Here is an 18,147-nt window from a genome sequence, read left to right as displayed (position 1 = left end):
AGGCACATCATGATCTGGCGCCGATCACTCCTGGTGCTCCAGTCCTTCCTGGCCGTCACCTCGTTCGCGGGCGGACTGGCCCTGATCCTGGGGCCGGCCATCGGCGGGCTCGGCATCACGCCCCCGCCGGAGTACCTGGCCGGCACCCCCTTCGACTCATATCTGGTGCCCGGCCTGATCCTGTTCCTGGTGGTCGGCGGCACCCACCTCGCCGCGTTCCTGCTGTTGTGGCGCCGCAACGGCCGGGCGGCGGCGGCAGCGGCCGCGGCGGCCGGGTTCGGCCTGCTGATCTGGGTGTTCGTGCAGATGGTGATCATCCCGTTCAGTGTCCTGCAGGCCGTCTATTTCGGCTTCGGCCTGCTCGAACTGGTGCTGGTGCTGCTCTCGCTCGACGTGGTCAACGCGCCGGATGCGCTCAACCCGAGGTCCGAGCAGCAGCCGACCCTTCCTCGGCCGGGAACCGCACCTCGACCTTCGCCCGGTCCGCCAGCTCGTCGCTGGCCAGATGACCTAACCCGATGATCACGACGCTGGGCGCATGCCCGAGCTGGTCCAGGACCGACCCGATGTCCAGCCCGGCGTACGGGTCGTCGACATCGAGCACCTCGGGACGCACCCCGAACACCGCGTCGGCTTCCTCGATCAGCAGGACGGCCCCGCGGTGCTCCGCCTGTTCGAACAGCCGGGTCAGCTTCTCCTCGGTCTCGGCCAGGGTGGCCCCGACGATGTCCGTGACGGGAACGGTCACCAGCGGCTTGCCCAGTTCCCGGGCGACGGATGCGGCGGCCTCGGCCTTCCCCGCGGCGTCCGCTCCCGTGAGCACCGCGATGGCTCCCGCGCCGGCCAGCTTCACCACGTCGCGCACGGTTCCGACGACCGCGACCCGTTCGGACGCGTCCAGGGTGAAGGAGGCCATCACGGCGAAGGAGAGCCGGAGTGGCTCGGCAGCGGCCGCCCAGAGTGCGGTGAGAACCTCCGTGGTCAGCGGCGAGGGCGACAGCCAGACCTGCAGGACGTCGGCCGACCCCAGCGGCACGCTCAGCACGGGGTGGCGCTCGATGGCCGCCCGCGCCGTGCCGAATGCCCGGTGGCTGCCGGCATCCGTGTCGCCGTCGTCGCCGGGGTAGGCGCTGACCAGGTAGTGCAGCTCCGCGATCACGCGGCTGGGACCCCGCTGGGTTTCCTCTCGATAGGTGATCAGGCTGTCGTAGTAGAGGAACAGGTTGACGGACGGGCCGGACACGCCCGTGCGCGGTGCGTTGAGCGGGTACGCGGTGACCTCCAGCCCGATCGGCGGCGAGGAGAGCATCTGCAGGAGCGCGACCGTCGTCGAGGCGATGGCCTGGCCGTAGTTGGTGAGGGAGGACATAGTGGCTCCGGCTTCCGGCCGCGGGGGCCGCAGCCACTGTCACGGTACCCCGGGTCGCCGCGCAGGTCGAGGTGTCGCCGCGGCCAGGCCGGGCCGCGCCGCGCCGCGCCCCGATGGGCCGGTCGCCGCGCCGTCGCCGTCGCAGTCGCCTACATAACGCTGTCGAGGAACGCCTTGGTGCGCGCGCTCTGCGGGTTGTCCAGCACCACTTCTGGCGGTCCGGATTCCACCACGACACCGCCGTCCATGAAGACGACGACGTCGGCGGCGCCCCGGGCGAACCCGATCTCGTGCGTCACGACGACCATCGTCATCCCGTCGGACGCCAGGGTGCGCATCACGTCGAGAACATCGCCGACCAGCTCGGGGTCGAGGGCGCTCGTCGGCTCGTCGAACAGGAGCAGCTTGGGGTCCATCGCCAGCGCGCGCGCAATCGCGACGCGTTGCTGCTGGCCGCCGGACAACTGGGCGGGATAGGACTGGGCCAGATTGGCGAGGCCGACCCGGTCGAGGAGTTCCAGCCCGCGGTCCCTGGCCTTCTGCTTGTTGATGCGGCGCACCCCGATCGGAGCGGCCGTGATGTTCTCCAGGGCGGTCATGTGGGGGAACAGGTTGAAGCGCTGGAAGACCATCCCGATCCCACGGCGCTGACGGGCGACCTCCCGCGGGTTCATCTCGAAGATCCGGTCCCGGCGCTGGGCATAGCCGACGAGCTCACCGTTGACCGAGATCCGGCCGCCGTCGATGCGCTCCAGGTGGTTGATACAGCGAAGGAAGGTCGACTTGCCGGACCCGGACGGCCCGAGCAAGCACATCACCTGGCCGGGGTTAACGGCGAGGGAGATGCCCTTGAGCACCTCGACGCCGCCGTAGCTCTTGCGCACCTTGAGCGCGCTCAGCAACGGTTCGACGGGCGCTGAGACGGGCGCTGAGGCGGGAGCTTCGATGGTCATGAGGCGTCCTGGCTTTCGGTCCGGCGAACGGTGATCGGGCGGCGTCCGAGCAGGGCGCGCACCCGCTGGAAGGGCGTGGGCGGCAGGGTGCGGGCCTTGCCGCGCCCGTAATACCGCTCCAGGTAGTACTGCGGGATCGACAGCACCGAGGTGAGGAAGAGGTACCAGCAGCTGACCACGAGCAGGAGCTCGACCTGGCGAAGGTTCTGCGACGAGATCTGGGTGGCGACCGTGTACAGCTCCAGCACCGCGATCACCGACAACAGCGAGGTGTTCTTCAGCATCGAGATCGTCTCGTTGCCCATCGGCGGGATGATCACCCGCATGGCCTGGGGCAGCACCACCTTGAACAGGGTGAACACCGGGCTCATTCCCACCGAGTACGCCGCCTCGTACTGGCCTTCGTCGACCGAGAGCATGCCCGAGCGCACGATCTCCGCCGAGTAGGCCGCCTGGTTCAGGGTCAGGGCGAGCAGCCCCGCCGTTAGCGCCGGAATCAGGGTGTTGGTCTCCATGGAGAAGATCGTGAAGTCCGTGAACGGGATGCCCACCGAGATCTGCGCGTAGAGCAGGCCGAGGTAGCCCCAGAAGACGATCTGGATCAGCAGCGGGGTGCCGCGGAACGCCCAGACGTACAGCCAGGCCAGCGTGTTCATCACCGGATTGTTCGAGAGCCGCATCACGGCCAGGAGCACCCCTAGAACCGTGGACACCAGCATCGCGACGACCGTGAGGACCACGGTCAGCACGACGCCGCTTAGGATCCGCGGGTTGAAGATGAACTCGGTGATGGTGGGGTGGTTGATGTTCTCGTTCTGCCAGAGGGAGATCCCGAGGCTGACGAAGCCGATCAGCAGGAAGACGGCGAGGAACCAGCGCCACGGATGCCGCAGCGGAACCGCGACGATGTCGTCAGGATCGATCTGGGTGGCCGGCCCGGCCCCGACCGGGGTCGCCAGTGTCGCGTGCGCCAACGCTCAGGACCCGAGGTTGATTCCGGCCGCGTCAACGGCAAAGTCGCTCATGTCGTACTTGCCCAAAATCTTGGCGTACGACCCGTCCGCGATCACCGAATCCAGCGCGAGCATGAGCGCCTTGCTCAGCGCGGCATCCTTCTTCAGCACGCCGATGCCGGTGTACACCGGGTCGTAGCCGGCCGGGTTGGCCGGGTCGCGCACGACCTCGAAGAACTTCCCGTCGCCCGCGGTCTGCGCGGCGTAGGAGGCCACGGCGGAGTCCACCACGTCCGCGACGGCCTTGCCCGCCCGCACGGCGGTCTGCACGTCGGTCTCGAGCGGCAGTTCGGAGAGTTTCATCGGGCCGGGGCCGGCATCCGTGCACTGCTTGTCGTAGCCGCGGAGGATCTCGGCCTGCACGGTGGCTTTCTGCACCGCGACTTCCTGGCCGCACAGGTCCAGAACGGTCGCGATCTTGTTGGGGTTGCCGGCCGGAACGAGGATGGAGAAGCCGGCGTGGAGGTAGTCGACAAAGTCGACGGTCACCTGGCGCTCGGGGGTGTCGTTCATCCCCGACATGATCACGTCGTGCTTGCCGGACTGCAGGGACGGAATGATGCTGTCGAAGGCCTGAGTCTGCAGTTCCATCGTGACGCCGAGTTTCGCGCCGATGGCCTGTGCCAGGTCGTAGTCGAAACCGGTCAGTTTCTGGTTCTCGTCGAACATCTCCATCGGCGGGAACGGGATGTCGGAGGCGACCTTGATGATGCCGGCGTCCTTGTACTTCGCGGGCAGGGCTGCGGCGGCCGTCGCATCCACGTCGGCGGTCGACGGCGCCTTCTCGGTGGACGGCGCCGCGTCGGCGGTGGCGCAGGCGGAGAGCGCCAGCGTCGCCGCGATCCCGATCGATGCCACCATCAGCCACGACGGACCGGTGCGTTTTTCAGTGTTCATTCGTGCTCTCCAGACTGGGGTGTTGCTCGGGCTGGCCGGGACCGGGTGCGTCCAGGATGTTCGGGGGGGGTTAGAAGGCGATGTCCACCGTGGAGGTGGTGAGGTCGGCCAGCACATCGGGCAGCACCTCGACGCCGATGCCGGGACCCGTGGGCACGCGCAAGTGACCATCCTCCAGCACGAAGGGGGCGGTGAGGTCCTGCGCATAGTAACGATTCGATGCGGAGGTGTCCCCCGGCAGCACGAAGTTCGGCAGTCCGGCGAGCGCGACGTTCGCGGCCCGGCCGATGCCGGTCTCCAGCATCCCCCCGCACCAGACCGGAACCCCGTGCGCCGCGGCGACATCGTGGATGCGGCGGGCCTCGAGGTAGCCGCCGACCCGCGCGGGCTTGACGTTGATGATGCTGCAGGCGCCGAGAGTGATCGCCGCGGCGGCGTCTCGGGCGGACTCGATGGACTCGTCGAGGCAGATCGGGGTCTTGATCAGTTTCGCCAGGGCCGCGTGCCCCAGGATGTCGTCTTCGGCCATGGGTTGCTCCATCAGGAGCAGGTCGAAGGGATCGAGTCGGGCGAGGTGACGGGCATCCGCGAGCGTGTACGCGGTGTTGGCGTCCACCTGCAGCAGGATGTCGTTGCCGAAGCGTTCCCGCACGGCGCGGACCGGGACGAGGTCCCAGCCGGGTTCGATCTTCAGCTTGATCCGCAGGTAGCCCTCGTCGAGGTAGCCGCCCACGGCTTCGAGGAGTTCCTCGATCGAGTCCATGATTCCCACGGAGACGCCGGCGGGCACGGTCTCGTGCACCGCACCCAGGTAACCGCCGAAGGACACCCCGGTTTCCTTGAGTTGGGCGTCGAGAATGGCCGTTTCGAGCACGGCCTTGGACATCGGATGCCCCTTCACCGGCGCCAGGGCCGTGGCAACGTGCTCGGCCGTCAAACGGTCGCCGAGCGCCTGGAGCCTCGGGATCAGGTGGTCACGCAGGACGAGGTCGCAGCCGTCGAGGAACTCGGAGCTGTACAGCGGGTCGGGTTCGGCGGCGCACTCGGCCCACCCCTCGGCGTCGGCGGTGCTCACCCGCACCAGCGTCGTCTCCCGTTCGGTGGCCGTTCCGAACGATGTCCGGAACGGGCTCACCAGGGGCAGGGTGACCCTGCGCAGTTCGATGTTCTCGATTCTCATTGCTGTCCTCCTGTTTCGAGCCGGTACCAGCCGCCTCGGGTGACTCCGACGGCCGAACGGCCCCGGCCGAATTCGGTGCTGAAGATGTCCCGCACGCTCGCCCGCCAGGCCGCTGCCTGCTCCGGATCGCGGCCGCGGAGGGCGACGATGTCGGTGGGCACGCGGCACCACAGTGAGCCGGCGCTCTCGGCGACGCTCGGCCGGCCGTCGGGCCCGATGCCGCGCACGTCGGCGGGGCCGAAGCCGGGCAGGACGGTGGCCAGGGGAACGCCCTCGCTGCAGGCGACGGATTCGCGGCTCGTCAAAGGCCAGACGGCGACCAGCCGGTCGCTCTGGTCGCCGGCGTTGATGTCGTCCTCCATCAGGCCGTAGAAGTTCTCGAGGTACTCGTCGGCGTGCGCCCCCAGCTTCGTGAGGTTGAACCGGGCATTACGGCTGACCAGGGGGTCGAAGGTCCAGGTCATGGTCTCGATCCCCCGGATCAGGGCCCAGGCCCGCTGGTGCTGCTTGAGGGCGAATCCGACACCGTTGTCGGCGAGGCCCGGCAGCACGCCCGCGATCAGGGAGTACATGGACGCGTTCCCCGGCGACACGATCGCCGCGGCCGCCCCGCAGAGCGTCCCGTTCTCGGAGTACGCGGCCGTGACGTTGCAGCCGGCGTGGCTGATGCTGCGCAGCAGATCCGTCGGGATCGGCGCTCCGTGCGGCGACGTTCCCCACACGGTGATCAGCAGGGCTTCCACGTCTCGGAGCCGATCCAGGTCAGACTCGTCGACGACGCGGATCCGGGCCGCTGATGCCGCCCGGGCCGACGCGTCTCGCGCCTGGCGGACGAGCGGACTGACTTCGAGGCTGAGGGACATGGTCCAAGTGTGGTCAGAACCCGGCGCTCGATCCTCGTCGACCAGCACGAAGCTTGGGTGAATTCATTGTCGTGCAGCACAATAAGCCGCTACGGTTGCCGGGTGATGCAATCGAATCCGCCTGGACCGGGCATTGGCATTGGCGTCGCCGAACTGCTGCAGATTCTCGACGGCTCCGGCCTGCGCCTCGCCTCGCACCTGACCCGGATCCGCCTGCCCCTGACCAGTCCGACGCTGCACGACCCGCTCGGCACCGAGACCGGCCGGCGCAGCGGCATCCTCCTGGGCATCGGTCTGCACCCGGCCGCGCCGCAATCCGCGGAGGCCGTGCGGAACGCGGCCCGGCGGGGATTCGGCGCGGTCGTCGTGAAGTCGCTCGGGTTGAGCGTGGAAACCCTCGCGGCCGTCGCCGACGCCGAGGGAATCGCCCTGCTGGTCGTGGACGACGAGCTCGAGTGGCGCCAGGTGGACTCGCTCATGAATTCCGCCTTGACCACGGCGAGTGAGGCCGACAGCTCCCTCTCGGCCACCCCGGTCGGCGACCTGTTCGCGCTGGCCAACGCGATCGCCGCCCTGATCGGCGGTGCGACCGCGATCGAGGACCTCCAGACGCACATCCTCGCCTATTCGACCGTGCCGGGACAGGTGATCGACGACGATCGACGGGAGGGCATCCTCGGCCGGCAGGTGCCGGACCTGCCGGAGAACGCCGAGCAGTATGCGTCGGTGTTCCGGGCTCCGGGTGCGGTGCGGGTGCCCGGCCTGCCTCCGGGCCTGGACCGGCTGGCCGTGGCCGTCCGGGCCGGCGTTCAGCCGCTCGGCTCGATCTGGGTCGTCGACGCAGCCGCAGACCTCGACAGCGATGCCCTGCGTGCGCTCGAACGGGCCGCCGACATCGCCGCGCTGCACCTGCTGCGCGCCCGGAGCACCGCGGACCTGGCCCGCCAGCAGCGCGCCGAACTGCTGCGCCGGCTGCTCGAGGGCGGAGACGATTCCAGGCTCCTCGCCACCCAGCTGGGGCTGGACGCCGCCGGACCGTTCGTGGTGCTGGCGTTCCAGCCGGATCTGGCGGCAACCGGCGACGAGCTGCGGCTGTTGAGACTGATCGACCTGATCGCGATCCAGTGCGAGGCCCACCAGCACAACGCCGAATGCGTCGTGATCGGCGGCGAGGTCTACGCGCTGTTCAGCGGCGCGGCCGGGTCAGACCCGACGGGCGTCGAGGCCCTGGCGGCCCGGGTCGCGGGCCGCTCGGCCACGGCATTCGGCATCACCGTGCGCGCATCCGTGGGGTCGGTGGTCTCGGCCCTGGCCGGCATCGCCCGGTCGCGGCACGACGCCGACCTGGTGCTGCTGCTCGTCGGGACTCTCCCGGGAGCCGGCTCCGTGGCGAGCGCCAGGGACGAGCGCAGCCGGCTGACGCTCCTCGAACTCGCGGAGATCTTCCGCCGCACCCCGCGGCTCGTTTCCGAGCAGGCGAATCGGGTGCTCGAGACGGATGCCCGCACGGGCACCGACTACGCCAAGACCCTGCGTACCTATCTGGACTGTTCGCGCGATTCGGCCGTCACGGCCGGCCGGCTGTCGGTGCATCAGAACACCCTCCGGTACCGCCTACGCCGGGCTCAGGAGCTGTTCGGGATCGACCTCGATGACGCGGACGACACCCTGACCCTGTGGCTCAGCCTGCGGGTGGCCGAATTCGACTGACCGTTTGCCCGAGCCTCACCACTCTGAGCCTCACCAGTCTTAGCCTCACCAGTCGGTGCGTTCGCGCTCCTGGGCGACGACCTCGTCCCGGTCGACGAGGCGGCGCAGACCGGCGAGCGGCTGCGCCATCCGGTGATTTCCGCGGATGCGCGGCTCCACCCGGTCGAGGAAGGCCCAGTACCCGGCGGTGAACGGGCACGCGTCCTCGCCCAGTCGCTTCTTCGGGTTGAACGTGCACGAGCCGCAATAGTCGCTCATCTTCGAAATGTACGCGCCACCGGAGGCATAGGGCTTGGTGGCGACGATTCCGCCGTCGGCGTGCTGGGACATCCCGACGACGTTCGCGGGCATCACCCACGGCGTGCCGTCGACGAAGGCGTTCGTGAACCAGTCGGTGAGTTCCGCCGGCCGGTACCCGCGTTGCAGCGCCCAGTTGCCGAGCACCATCAGGCGCTGAATGTGGTGGGCATGTCCCGTGCGGCGCACCTGGTCGAGCACGTGGCTCACGCACTTCGCCCGCACGCCCTGTCCGTCGAGTTCGAGGAACTCCCGCGGCACCGGCACCTGCGCATCCAGGAAATTACTGCGCCGCACGTAATCCTCGCCGAGGTGCCAGTAGAGGTGCCAGACCCAGTCCCGCCAGCCCATGATCTGCCGCACGACTGCCTCCACGCTCTGCAGCGGCGCTCCCCCGGTCTCGTAGGCCAGGACAACGGCGTCGATCACCTCGCGCGGATGCAGCAGCCCCAGATTCAGGGGAACGCTCAACCGCGAGTGGGCCATGGCGTCGTCGCCGAGCAGGGAGGCGTCCTCGAACGGTCCGAAGTCGCCCAGCCGCGTCTCGACGAAGTCGGCGAGCGCCGCCAGCGCCTCCGTGCGGGTCGCCGCGAACCGGCGTGGGCCGTCGTCCCCGATCAGACGGATGCGCCCCTCCGCCTGCCACCGGTCCAGGTCGGCGCGCACCTGTTCGTCGATGTCGTCCTCGACCGGGCGATACGGGTCGGGCAGGCCCAGGCTCACCGCGCCCTTCGGCGGCGGCTGACGGTTGTCGTGGTCGAAGTTGAACCGGTCGCCCTCCGGGTCGGGGCCGCGCATCAGCAGTCCCGTGTCGGTGCGCACCTGGCGGTAGAACTGGTCCATGATCAGCCGCGACGGCGGCCGCCCCGCCGCCCAGGCGGAGAAGTCCGCTTCGCTGGTGACGAAGCCGCGGCTGGGCAACACGTGCGCGCCGAGTTCCTGCACGAGGGCGCGGGAACCCCAGGAGGTGGGATTGATCACCTCGAGCTCACGACCGGTGAGAACGTCCCGGTAGTGATCGGCGCGGAGGTATTCCACCCGGTCGCCCAGCTCCCTGGCCCGGTGGCGCAGGGCGCTGAGGATCAGGTGCGCCTTGGCCCGGTGGTACGGGCGGCGCCCGAGCACCCCCACGGCCTCCACCATCACCAGCGGTCCGCCGTCATCGAAGTGGGGACCGAGCTGATCGGCAAACAGGAAGCGTGGCGGCATGGTGATTCCGAGCCTAGATCACCCGGTCCCGCCCTGCCATGGTCGCCGAGCCCGCCCCGTGTTCCACCGGCCCCCGGTCCCGGTGCCGGTCCCGGTGCCGGTGCCGGTGCCCGTGCCCGTGCCCCAACGAATTCGACGGAGATTTTGCCCGAATCGGGATCAAACACCCGCAATCGCACTTTTTAGAGCCGTTTCTCCGTCGAATTGGTTCGCCGGGCATCCACTCCACCCTCGCTGCACGCGCCCTTGCCCGGCGGCCGGCGCTCACCTCAGTGCCCCAACGAATTCGACGGAGATTTTGCCCGAATGGAGCCCAAACCGCCTGAAACCCTGTTTTTGGATCAGAATCTCCGTCGAATTGGTTCGGCGCCGGACGCCGCGCCCGACCCTCGAGGAGCAGCGCCGAGCTTCGAAGCCGATGCCCAGCAACCACGGGTTAGCCTCTCTCCATGGGCAGGTTCGTAGACAGCTGGCGGTCACATCTCCTGGTGACATTTTCCGGGAACAGCGAGGGCCGGCCGAACTGGGTCGACAAGATCGAGCTCGGCGACGACGCGGGGTTCTTCGGCCCGGGCTCGGCCTCGTGGGCCGTTCACGGCGGGATGGCCACGATGGTCGCCGGCATCCGTGCACTGCTGATGCAGACCCTGCACCCGGGCGCCATGGCCGGCGTGCACGACTGGTCGCGCTATCAGGAGGACCCCCTCGGGCGTCTCGCCGGCACGATCCAGTGGCTGGTCACGGTGACCTTCGCCGACACCAAGCTGGCCGAGCTCGAATCGTCCCGGGTGGGGCGCTTCCATGACCGGGTGACGGGCACCTACCGCGACGCCCAGGGCATCGAACGCCCCTATGCGGCCGGCGACCCCGAGCTGCTGGCCTGGGTGCACATCGTCTTCACCGACGCCTTCCTGCAGTCCCACACGATCTGGGGTGACGCCATTCCGGGCGGCGCCGACGGCTACGTGCGCGAATGGGCGAAGGCGGGAGAACTGGTCGGCGTGCGAAACCCGCCGCTGTCGGCCGCCGAACTGAAGCAACAACTCGACGCGTTCAAGGATGCCGGCGTGCTCAAGAGCGACGAGCGCGTCGCCGAGGCGGTGCGTTTCATCCGCAACCCCCCGCTCCGGCCCGCGATGATGCCGTTCTACCGGGTCATGTTCGCCGGCGCGGTCGCGTCGATCCCCCGCGAATACCGTGACCTGCTCGGCCTCCGGCGGTCGATGCTGCCCGCGGTCTGGGCCACGGGCGCGGTGCTCGGCGCGGTGCGGTTCCTGCTCGGCCGCTCGTCGTCCTCGGAGGACGCGGCCCGGGCCCGGATCAAACGTCTCGCCGCCGCGAACCCCGCCTAGCCTCGGACCGGACGTCCGGATGCCCGGATGCCGGGCCGTGCACACCGCCGGGCCTCGCACACTGCGGCGCGGAGGTACACCCCCTTGCCGCACGGACGTATTTGAGGAAATCTCTGAGAATGAGAGAAAACGACTGGGTCCTGAACGTCCACTGCCGGGAGTGCGGAATCGGTGGTACAGCCCACGTCGGGAACGACCGCCGCATTGTCTGGCCGCTCATCGTGCACGAGTCCAACTGCGAACTCGCCGACGCGCAGGATCTTGTGGAGTCGAGGCACGGCGAGTCGGTGTACGGCCGGCAGCCCACTTTCGCACGCTGACCCCGGCGCCTTCGCGCACTGACCCCGTCGCAGAACACCGCCTCTTACCCCTGGTGCCCCTCGCCGAACCGTGAGAAGACCTTGTTTCCGGAACGGAAACAGGGGCGCAACTCACGGTTCGGCGATGAAACGGGCGGCGAGGAAACCGGCGGCGAGGAAACCGGCGACGAGGCAACGGGCGACGAGCGGCAGCCGAGTAACGGCTACCGGACGGGCGCGAAGAAGGCCGCGATGGCCGCGCTCAGCGCGAACGGGTCGTTCACGTGGCAGAGTTCGCGGGCCGAGTGCATCGACAGGAGCGGGATTCCGACGTCGACCGTGCGGATGCCGAGCCTCGTCGCCGTCAGCGGACCGATGGTCGAGCCGCACGGCACGTTGTTGTTCGACACGAACTCCTGATATTCCACGCCGGCCTGGGCACAGACACCTGCCCAGAGTGCCGCACCGCCGGCATCCGTCGCGTAACGCTGAGTCGCGTTGATCTTCAGCAACGGCCCCCCGCCCGCCACGGGCCGGTTCGCCGGGTCGTGCTTCTCCGGGTAGTTGGGGTGCACGGAGTGACCGGCGTCGGCCGATAGGCACCACGAACCGGCGTAAGCACGCAACCGCTCACTGACGGATGCCCCGAGCCCCGCCCCGATCCGGGTCAGGATGTCGTCGAGCAGCGGTGCGCTCGCGCCGGAGCGGGTCTGGGAACCGAGTTCCTCGTGGTCGAAGGCCGCGAACACCAGGATCTGATCACTGGGCTCCGGCGCGGCGAGCAGCGCCACCAGGCCGGCATGCACCGAGGACAGGTTGTCCATCCGGCCGGCGGCGAACAGTGCGTCGTCCAGGCCGAACCGGGCGGGGGCCGCCGTGTCGGCGGTGAGGATGTCGTACCCCGCGACCTCTTCACCCCGCAGCCCGGCGAGTCCGGCAAGGTGCCCGACCAGGTCGGCCTGGCCGGCCTCCCCCACACCGAAGACCGGGGTCAGGTGTCGCTGCCGGTCGAGGGTGAGGCCCGTGTTGGCATCACGGTCGAGGTGGATGGCCAGCTGTGGGATGCGGCAGAACGGTCCGGTGCGCACCAGGTGCTCGGAGCCGTCGATGGTGGTCAGCCGGCCGGCGAGCTCGAGCTCGCGGTCGAGCCAGGAGTTGAGCAGTGGGCCGCCGTAGACCTCGACGCCGGCCTGCAGCCATCCGTGGGCCCCGATGGTCGGCTTCGGCTTGAGCTTGAACCCGGGCGAGTCGGTGTGGGCGCCCAGGATGCGGAACGGCGTCGTCGGGCCCGCGCCGGCCGGTTGCACCCAGGCGATGACCGCGCCGTCACGAACGACGTAGCGCCGTCCGGCCTCACCGGACCACTCCTCGGCTTCGTCGACACGGCTGAAGCCGGCGGAGTCCAGGCGTCGGGCGACCTCCGCGGCCGCGTGGTATGACGACGGGGAGGCGGTGATGAAGCGGGCGAAATCGTCGGTGTGGGTGGCGACGCTGGTTGGCGGGAAGGTCATGCATCCATCCAACCACTGGGGCGGGCGGGCCGGGCGCCCGGTCCCCGCCGCATCCCCTCCGTCAGGTGCGGAAAGGCCGGAAAGGTGCGATTCTCTCCACCGAAGCACCGAAGCACCGCAAGCACCCCGACCGTTGGGAGACCCGTGACTGAGAGCCCACCGCCCCGGGTGGCGTGCGCCGGGGTCATCTTCGACCTCGACGGGGTGGTCACCGACATGGCGTCGGTGCACGCGGCGGCCTGGAAGGCCCTCTTCGACGAGGTGCTGCCCGGCCTCTCCGCCACCCCCCAGCGCCCGTTCGACTCCGACGACTACCGGGGCTTCATCGACGGGCGCCCGCGGGAGGACGGCATCCGTTCCTTCCTGGCGTCCCGCGGCCTGACAGCGCCCGACGGGCCGGCGGCCGCAGCACGGCCCGCAGACCGGGCCGAAGCCGGGCTGACGGTGGCCGCCCTGGCCGAGCGCAAGCAGGAGCTGTTCCACGAGCTCCTCGAGGTCTCGGGGGTGCTCGCCTTCCCCGACGCGGTCACCCTGATCCGTCGGCTTCGCGCGGAGGGGATTCCGCGCGCACTGGTGTCCTCGAGCCGCAATGGCGCTGCCGTGCTCGCCGCCGCGGGAATCTCAGACCTGTTCGACGTGCGAGTCGACGGCGCCGACGCGGCCCGCCTGGGGCTGCCCGGAAAACCCGATCCTGCCCTCTTCGTGGAGGCCGCCCGCCGGTTGGGCGTGCCTCCGCCGCTGCTGGCCGTGATCGAGGATGCCGAGGCGGGCGTCCGGGCCGCGGCGCGCGGCGGCTTCGGACTGGTGATCGGCCTCGACCGCACGAACACGGGCGACCGGTTGCGGGACGCAGGCGCCGACCTCGTGGTCTCCGGGCTCGGCGACCTCGACCCGGCCGGGCTGGACCTGGCCGAGTTCAACGGCACGATCACCGAGCCACCAGGCCAGCCGGCCAACCCGGATGAACCGGCGGACCGGGCCGACCCGGCAGCCGACCCCACGCCCGACCCCACGACCGATCCCACCGGCGGCTGGGCCGGCGGCGAGTCGGGGAGCGACCCCTGGCTGCTCCGATACGACGGCTTCGACCCCGCCACCGAGGGGCTCCGCGAAGCGCTCTGCACGCTCGGCAACGGCTACTGGGGCACCCGGGGAGCGGCACCCGAAACCGACGCGGATGACGTGCACTACCCCGGCACCTACCTTGCCGGCGTCTACAACCGGCTGCGCACCGATCTGGGCACCCACTGGGTCGAGGACGAGAGCGTGGTCAACGCCCCCAATTGGCTGCCGCTCTGGTTCCGGGTGGCCGACGACGACTGGTTCCGGCCGAGCAGCCCCCAGGTGCAGACCTACCGGCAGGAACTGGACCTGCGGCGCGGCCTGCTCACCCGGGTCGTGCGGTTCCGCGACGACGCCGGCCGCACCACCCGGGTCACCACCCGCCGTTTCGTCTCCCAGGCCGCCCCGCACGCCGCCGTGCTGGAGACGACGTTCGAGGCCGAGGACTGGTCCGGGCCGATCACCGTCAGGTCCGCCCTGGACGGCCGGATCGCGAACCGCAACGTGGCCGCAGACCGGCTCCTCGCGAGCCGCCACCTCATCCCCCGCACGAACGTGGCCATCGACGCGGACACCCTGCTGCTGGAGATGGAAACCACCCAGTCCGGCATCCACATCGCCATGGCGGCGCGCACCCGGGCCTTCGCGGGCGACGAAATCCTGGCCCCGGAACGCCGGGTGCAGACGGATGACGCGGGCTGGGTCGCGCAGGAATTCGAGCTGCAGCTGAGCCCGGGCCGGCCGGTCAGGGTGGAGAAGATCGTGTGCGTCAGCACCTCACGGGACCGGGCGATCGCCTCCCCGGCCCGGTCGGTGACGACCTGGCTTCGCCGGCTGACCGACCCGGCCGAGCTCCTCGCCGCGCACGAACGGGAGTGGGAGATCCTCTGGGACGAGTTCGCCGTGCAGCTGAAAACGGGCACGCGCCAGTCGCTCGCGCTCAATCTGAACACCTTCCACGTGCTGCAGACCCTGGCCGACGTCGACGCCGACCTGGACGCCAGCATCCCGGCCCGCGGCCTGCACGGCGAGGCGTACCGCGGACACATCTTCTGGGACGAGCTGTTCGTCTACCCGATCCTCACCCTGCGTCGGCCGGACCTCAGCCGGGTGCTGCTCGGCTACCGCTACCGCCGCCTGAACGAGGCGCGGGCCGCGGCCCGCGAAGCCGGTTTCGAGGGGGCGATGTTCCCGTGGCAGAGCGGGATCGACGGGCGGGAGGTGACCCCCACCGAATTCCTCAACGTGCGCACCGACGAGTGGATGCCCGACAACACCCGGCTGCAGCGGCATGTGGGCCTCGCCGTCGCGTACAGCGTCTGGCAGTACTACCAGTCCACCGGCGACACCGACTTCCTGATCCACCAGGGCGCCGAGCTTCTGCTCGAGGTGGCGCGGTTCTTCGCCAGCCTGGCCCGGTACGACGAGGCCGACGACCGCTACGACATCGTGGGCGTGATGGGGCCGGACGAATTCCATGACGGCTACCCGGACGCCCCCGGGGAGGGCCTCCGGAACAACGCGTACACCAATGTCATGGCGGCGTGGGTGCTGCTCCGGGCGGCGGAAACGGTTTCCCTGCTCGAACGAAGATACTGCCGCCCGCTCTGGAGCCGGCTGCGCCTGCGGCCGGAGGAGGTCAGGCGCTGGGAGCACATCAGCCCACGGTTGCGGGTCCCGTTCATGGCCGACGGGGTGCTCAGCCAGTTCGAGGGTTACGAGGCCCTGCCCGAGCTCGATTGGGCCGGCTACCGGGCCCGGTACGGTTCGATCGGCCGCCTGGACCTCATCCTCAATGCCGAAGGCGACAGCACCAACAACTACCGGGCATCGAAGCAGGCCGACGTTCTGATGCTGCTCTACCTGTTCTCCGCCGAGGAACTGCGCGAGCTGCTCGGCGGCATGGGCTACTCCCTGCCGCCCGAGGCCGTGGTGCGCACCGTCGACTTCTACGCCGCCCGCTCCACCCACGGGTCGACCCTGAGCAATGTCGTGCACTCCTGGCTGGAGGCCCGCCGCGACCGCGAACGGTCCTGGCAGTTCCTGAACCAGGCGCTCGACAGCGACCTCGCGGACATCCAGGGTGGCACCACGCACGAAGGCATCCACCTCGGGGCGATGGCCGGCTCGGTCGACATGGTGGTGCGCTGCTACACCGGGCTGGAGATCCGGGACAACATGCTCTGGCTGCACCCGGTGCTCCCGGCTGAACTGACCTGGGTGGCGTTCGGCATCAACTACCGGGAGCAGCCGATCCGGCTGGAGCTGACGCCCACGAATCTGAGGCTGCACCTGCACGCCGGCGGCGCCACCCCGATCCGGGTGCGCGTCGAGGGCCGCGAAGCGATCCTCTCCCCCGGACAGACCCGCGACTTCCCGCTCGGACCCTAGCGGCCGACCCTGGTCCGAGGCTGCGGCGGATGCTGCGCGGGCCTTGCAGGCACCCGCACCCCGGCGTGTACTGGAGGGGACTTCACCTTCATACGTTCCGACTCCACCCATGGACGCCAAGAGAGGAAACCATGTCCACGATGATCTTCGTCAACCTGCCCGTCGCCGACCTGAAGCGGTCCACCGACTTCTTCAGCGCACTCGGCTATTCCTTCGACCCCCGGTTCACGGATGAGAACGCCGCCTGCCTGGTCATCGACCAGGACCACGTCTACGCGATGCTGCTCACCACGGAGATGATGAAGCGATTCACCCGCAAGTCGATCGTGAACGCACGCGAGGGCACCGAGGCCATCCTCGCCCTCAGCGCCGACAGCCGGGAGGCGGTCGACGCCCTCGCCGACAAGGCACTCACCTCCGGCGGCAGCGCCTCCAATCCCCCCGACGACCAGGGCTACATGTACAGTCGCAGCTTCCAGGACCCGGACGGGCACCTCTGGGAGGCGTTCTGGATGGACCTGGCGGGAATGGAGAATGCCGCCACGCAGCAGGCCGCAGACCAGGCCGCCGGCGTCTCCGACGTGCAGCGGTAGCCCGGTCTGGTCTGCCGGTCTGCCGGTCTGCCGGTCTGCCGGTCTGCCGGTCTGCCTCACACCTCTGTCTGCAGGGCCGCCCGCGCGAACGCGGCCCCGCCGGGCGTGATGGCCCACCGCAGGTAATCGTCGCTGCGGTCGATCACGCCCAACTGGTGGAGCAGCCGCCACTTCGTCAGCACGAGGGCGAACGCGGCAGCGCCGGAGAGCGGCTCCCCGTCCGGTTGCACCCAGCCGACGGTTTCGAGGCTGAGGGCCAGCATCTCCTTGAACAGCTCGCTCTCGTCGAAGCCCCGCCGGGCGATCAGCAGCAGCAGCAGGTTGATCGCATCCGTCTCCACCGCGGAGCGGCTGACGTGGATGGTGCGGGCGAGATGCCACCACAGCTCACGCGGCGCCTCGGCGAGCGCCCGGCCCCGGCTGGTCTGCAGCAGGCTGCCCCGGGTCACCCGCAGCAGGCCGACCCTGACCAGGTGCTCGCGCAGTTCCCGCAGCGGCAGGATGTGCACCTCCCGGTTCACGGCCACCGGCCAGCCCCAGTCCAGCTCGGTGGTGGCCTCGACCACGATCGCGGGAGGGAGGAAGCCGGCCGCGGTCAAACGGATGCCGTCCGCGCCGACGCGGCGCAGCATCCACTGCACATGCCCCACCATCCGGCGCATCGCCCGCTCGTGCAGCAGAATCGTGTCGGTAACCCGGGCCTCCGCCACCACCAGCCGGAAGCCCGCGATGGAGTCGGGGTGCATGCGGGTTTCGAGTTCCTGGATGACCTTCACGCTGCGAGCATAGCGAGTCCCGATCGGGGGCCGGACGCACCCGGGCGAGACCGGTCCGGTCCGGCCCGACGCTGACGTAGCCTTGGACGCATGGCCAGAGACATCGCAACTTCCACCGTCGTCGACCGTGACGGCATGCTCGACTTCGTTCGCCCGCGGCACCGGATGCTGCTGGCCACCACCCGCGCCGACGGCCGCCCACAGATCTCGCCGGTCGCCGGCGGGGTGGACCCCGACGGCCGGATCGTGATCTCCTCGTACCCGTCCCGGGCCAAGACCCGCAACGCCGAGCGCAATGTGCACGCCTCCGTGCTGGTACTCTCCGACGACTGGGACGGCGGCTGGATCCAGGTCGACGGCGACGCCGAGGTGCTGCACATGCCCGAGGCGGCCGACGGTCTCGTCGAGTACTTCCGCTGCATCGCCGGCGAGCACTCGGACTGGGCCGAGTACCGGGCCGCCATGGCCCTGCAGGACAAGTCGCTGATCCGCATCGTGCCTACCCGCTGGAGCCCGATCGGCACCGGCGGCTTCCCCGCCGACGTGGCCGCCCGGCTCGACGCGCTCTAGTCCCCCACCGGCCCGCCCGCAGCCCGCGCCTGCCCACACTCGCCCGCGCCCGACCTCCCGCCCCTGCCCGCGCCCGCGCCCGCGCCCGCCCGCAGCGTCGCG

At 69.8% G+C, this 18,147-nt stretch carries 16 protein-coding genes; 7 read left to right on the top strand and 9 right to left on the bottom strand.

Annotation, left to right across the window (positions count from 1 at the left end; all coding sequences use genetic code 11):
• Nucleotides 1–9: 9 nt before the first annotated feature.
• Nucleotides 10–522: a hypothetical protein gene (locus tag E3T24_RS13100; protein ID WP_174776555.1), complete on the top strand. Its 513-nt coding sequence runs from the start codon at nucleotides 10–12 to the stop codon at nucleotides 520–522.
• Here the strand turns inward: E3T24_RS13100 and E3T24_RS13095 are convergent.
• The 6 genes from E3T24_RS13095 to E3T24_RS13070 all read right to left on the bottom strand — a co-directional run bounded on the left by E3T24_RS13095 (nucleotide 416) and on the right by E3T24_RS13070 (nucleotide 6,275).
• Nucleotides 416–1,369 (bottom strand): AAA family ATPase, encoded by a 954-nt coding sequence (locus tag E3T24_RS13095; protein ID WP_134434695.1) that lies wholly within the window; start codon nucleotides 1,367–1,369, stop codon nucleotides 416–418. The two genes, E3T24_RS13100 and E3T24_RS13095, sit on opposite strands and share 107 nt — an antisense overlap.
• A 149-nt stretch (nucleotides 1,370–1,518) precedes the next feature.
• Entirely contained in the window at nucleotides 1,519–2,322 is an 804-nt protein-coding gene (locus tag E3T24_RS13090) for an amino acid ABC transporter ATP-binding protein (protein WP_134405055.1), read from the bottom strand.
• Nucleotides 2,319–3,296, bottom strand: coding sequence for an amino acid ABC transporter permease (locus E3T24_RS13085; RefSeq protein WP_241975808.1), 978 nt, complete (start codon nucleotides 3,294–3,296; stop codon nucleotides 2,319–2,321). The genes E3T24_RS13090 and E3T24_RS13085 overlap by 4 nt, the downstream gene beginning before the upstream one ends.
• 3 nt (nucleotides 3,297–3,299) lie before the next feature.
• Nucleotides 3,300–4,232: an ABC transporter substrate-binding protein gene (locus E3T24_RS13080; RefSeq protein WP_134366919.1), complete on the bottom strand. Its 933-nt coding sequence runs from the start codon at nucleotides 4,230–4,232 to the stop codon at nucleotides 3,300–3,302.
• Nucleotides 4,233–4,302: 70 nt separating this feature from the next.
• Nucleotides 4,303–5,412 carry an o-succinylbenzoate synthase gene (menC, locus tag E3T24_RS13075; RefSeq protein WP_134366918.1) on the bottom strand — a complete coding sequence of 370 codons (1,110 nt, stop codon included), beginning with the start codon at nucleotides 5,410–5,412 and terminating at the stop codon, nucleotides 4,303–4,305.
• The gene (locus E3T24_RS13070) at nucleotides 5,409–6,275 is read right to left on the bottom strand and encodes a hypothetical protein (RefSeq protein ID WP_134434694.1); all 867 of its coding nucleotides are present in this window, start codon (nucleotides 6,273–6,275) and stop codon (nucleotides 5,409–5,411) included. The genes menC and E3T24_RS13070 overlap by 4 nt, the downstream gene beginning before the upstream one ends.
• 105 nt (nucleotides 6,276–6,380) lie before the next feature.
• Here E3T24_RS13070 and E3T24_RS13065 point away from each other — a divergent pair, with 105 nt between their 5' ends.
• Nucleotides 6,381–7,985 (top strand): PucR family transcriptional regulator, encoded by a 1,605-nt coding sequence (locus E3T24_RS13065; RefSeq protein WP_241975812.1) that lies wholly within the window; start codon nucleotides 6,381–6,383, stop codon nucleotides 7,983–7,985.
• Nucleotides 7,986–8,030: 45 nt separating this feature from the next.
• Here the strand turns inward: E3T24_RS13065 and E3T24_RS13060 are convergent, their stop codons facing one another.
• On the bottom strand, nucleotides 8,031–9,491 hold the full coding sequence (locus E3T24_RS13060; RefSeq protein ID WP_134402466.1) for a cryptochrome/photolyase family protein: 1,461 nt from the start codon (nucleotides 9,489–9,491) through the stop codon (nucleotides 8,031–8,033).
• A gap of 449 nt (nucleotides 9,492–9,940) precedes the next feature.
• On the opposite strand from E3T24_RS13060, the gene E3T24_RS13055 reads away from it, so the two are divergent.
• Nucleotides 9,941–10,843 carry an oxygenase MpaB family protein gene (locus tag E3T24_RS13055; protein ID WP_134366914.1) on the top strand — a complete coding sequence of 301 codons (903 nt, stop codon included), beginning with the start codon at nucleotides 9,941–9,943 and terminating at the stop codon, nucleotides 10,841–10,843.
• Nucleotides 10,844–10,962: 119 nt separating this feature from the next.
• Entirely contained in the window at nucleotides 10,963–11,163 is a 201-nt protein-coding gene (locus tag E3T24_RS13050; protein ID WP_134402465.1) for a hypothetical protein, read from the top strand.
• A gap of 203 nt (nucleotides 11,164–11,366) precedes the next feature.
• Here E3T24_RS13050 and E3T24_RS13045 read toward each other — a convergent pair whose 3' ends face one another.
• Entirely contained in the window at nucleotides 11,367–12,653 is a 1,287-nt protein-coding gene (locus E3T24_RS13045; protein ID WP_134402464.1) for a M18 family aminopeptidase, read from the bottom strand.
• A gap of 144 nt (nucleotides 12,654–12,797) precedes the next feature.
• Between E3T24_RS13045 and E3T24_RS13040 the strand changes: the two genes are divergently transcribed.
• The gene (locus E3T24_RS13040; protein WP_241975807.1) at nucleotides 12,798–16,106 is read left to right on the top strand and encodes an HAD-IA family hydrolase; all 3,309 of its coding nucleotides are present in this window, start codon (nucleotides 12,798–12,800) and stop codon (nucleotides 16,104–16,106) included.
• Between the two features lie 131 nt (nucleotides 16,107–16,237).
• Complete coding sequence (locus E3T24_RS13035; RefSeq protein ID WP_134402463.1) at nucleotides 16,238–16,699, top strand: VOC family protein; 462 nt, start codon at nucleotides 16,238–16,240, stop codon at nucleotides 16,697–16,699.
• A gap of 56 nt (nucleotides 16,700–16,755) precedes the next feature.
• Here the strand turns inward: E3T24_RS13035 and E3T24_RS13030 are convergent, their stop codons facing one another.
• A complete protein-coding gene (locus E3T24_RS13030; RefSeq protein ID WP_134366910.1) occupies nucleotides 16,756–17,475 on the bottom strand; it encodes a hypothetical protein in 720 nt (239 codons plus the stop codon).
• Nucleotides 17,476–17,565: 90 nt separating this feature from the next.
• On the opposite strand from E3T24_RS13030, the gene E3T24_RS13025 reads away from it, so the two are divergent.
• Nucleotides 17,566–18,045, top strand: coding sequence for a PPOX class F420-dependent oxidoreductase (locus E3T24_RS13025; protein WP_134366909.1), 480 nt, complete (start codon nucleotides 17,566–17,568; stop codon nucleotides 18,043–18,045).
• Nucleotides 18,046–18,147: the final 102 nt, after the last annotated feature.

Origin of the sequence: Cryobacterium sp. TmT2-59 (assembly GCF_004403545.1) — a bacterium.
Taxonomy (GTDB): Bacteria; Actinomycetota; Actinomycetes; order Actinomycetales; family Microbacteriaceae; genus Cryobacterium; species Cryobacterium shii.
Note: the sequence above shows the minus strand (reverse complement) of the source record. Positions and strands in the feature narration are given on the sequence as shown.